Raw genomic sequence first — 1,880 nt, 5'->3', positions numbered from 1 at the left:
GCCTGGCGCGCCGTGCCGCCGCGCGAGCGGTCCGAGCTGCTGCGCGCCGTCTTCGACCGCATCGTCGCCCGCGCCGATGACGTCGCCGCGCTCATCACCGCCGAGGCCGGCAAGCCCCTGGCCGAGGCCCGCGCCGAGGTGGTCTACGGAGCCGAGTTCCTGCGCTGGTTCGCCGAGCAGGCGGTGCGTGCCGACGGACTGGTGCGCACCGCACCGGCGGGCGGCAACAAGCAGTACGTCAGCCGCCGGCCCGTGGGCCCGTCGCTGCTGATCACGCCCTGGAACTTCCCGATCGCGATGGCGACCCGCAAGATCGCGCCCGCGCTCGCGGCCGGCTGCACCGTGGTGGTCAAGCCGTCCGAGCTCACCCCGATGACCACCCTGCTGGTCGCCGAGATCATCCGCTCGGAGGCCGAGTCGCGCGGCCTGCCGACAGGCATCGTCAACGTGGTCCCGACCACCCGGGCCGGCGCCGTCACCGAGCCGCTGTTCGACGACCCGCGTCTGCGCAAGGTCTCGTTCACCGGCTCCACCCGGGTGGGGCAGGTCCTGCTGGCCCAGGCCTCGAAGAACGTGCTGCGCAGCTCCATGGAGCTGGGTGGCAACGCACCCTTCGTCGTGTTCGAGGACGCCGACGTCGACGCCGCGGTGCAGGGCGCGCTGATCGCCAAGCTGCGCAACGCCGGCCAGTCCTGCGTCGCGGCCAACCGCTTCCTGGTGCACGACGCCGTCGCGCGCACCTTCGCGGACAAGTTCGCGACCGCGGTGGGCGAGCTCGTGACGGCCCCGGGCGCGCAGCCCGGCGCCCAGGTGGGCCCGCTCATCAACGAGGCCGCCGTCGAGAAGGTCTCGGGCCTCGTGGACGACGCCGCCGCGCACGGCGCCCAGGTGCTCACCGGCGGCTCCCGCCTGGAGCGACCCGGCCACTTCTTCGAGCCCACTGTGCTCACCGGGGTCAGCGGCGACGCGCGGATCGTCACCGAGGAGATCTTCGGCCCGGTCGCGCCGATCGTGGCCTTCGGGTCCGACGACGAGGCCTACGAGCTGGCCAACGGCACCCCGTTCGGACTGGCCGCCTACGCCTACACGACCTCGCTCGCCCGCGCCCAGCGCGCGATGGACGAGATCGAGGCCGGGATGATCGGCATCAACCGCGGTCTGGTGTCCGACGCGAGCGCGCCGTTCGGCGGCGTGAAGTCCTCCGGCCTGGGCCGCGAGGGCGCGGAGGCGGGCATGGAGGAGTACCAGGAGACCGTGTACGTGGCCCTGTAGCGCGTCCGGCCTGCGGTCGCCGCACCGGGCCCGGTGTGGCGACCGCGTAGCCTCACGGCGTGAAGGTCCTCCCCACCGACCCGGCGGCCCGGGCCGCCGTCCGCCAGGGCGTGAGCGTCTCCGTGGCCACCGGCCTCTACGGCATCTCGTTCGGCGCCCTGTCCGTGGCGGCCGGCGTCGGCCTCGGCCCGACCATGGCGCTGAGCCTGCTCATGTTCTCCGGCGGCTCGCAGTTCGCGCTGATCGGCGTGATCGGCGCCGCGGGCACACCGGTGGCGGCGATCGCCACCGCCACCCTGCTCGGCCTGCGCAACACCCTCTACGGCGCCGTGGTCTCGCCGCTGCTCCAGGTGCGCGGTTGGCGCCGGCTCGCGGCCGCCCAGGTCACGATCGACGAGTCGACGGCGGTCGCCGTGGCCCAGCCCGACCCGGCCGTGTCCCGCATCGGGTTCTGGGTCACCGGGCTCGGCGTCTACGTGCTCTGGAACGCGTTCGTGCTGCTCGGCGCCCTGGCCGGCGACGCACTGGGCGACCCGCGCGCCTGGGGGCTGGACGCCGCCGCCGCGGCCGCGTTCCTCGCACTGGTCTGGCCCCGGCTGGCACCACGC

At 74.5% G+C, this 1,880-nt stretch carries 2 protein-coding genes; both read left to right on the top strand.

Annotated features, from left to right (window positions below):
* The coding region (locus tag PROKR_RS02940) for an NAD-dependent succinate-semialdehyde dehydrogenase (protein WP_036959432.1) at nt 1-1,272 on the top strand (1,272 nt) is incomplete at its 5' end.
* A 59-nt stretch (nt 1,273-1,331) separates the two neighbouring features.
* A partial coding sequence (locus tag PROKR_RS02935) for an AzlC family ABC transporter permease (RefSeq protein ID WP_051432622.1) occupies nt 1,332-1,880 on the top strand: 549 nt, incomplete at its 3' end.

The organism is Promicromonospora kroppenstedtii DSM 19349 (assembly GCF_000515355.1).
Taxonomy (GTDB): Bacteria; Actinomycetota; Actinomycetes; order Actinomycetales; family Cellulomonadaceae; genus Promicromonospora; species Promicromonospora kroppenstedtii.
Note: the sequence above shows the minus strand (reverse complement) of the source record. Positions and strands in the feature narration are given on the sequence as shown.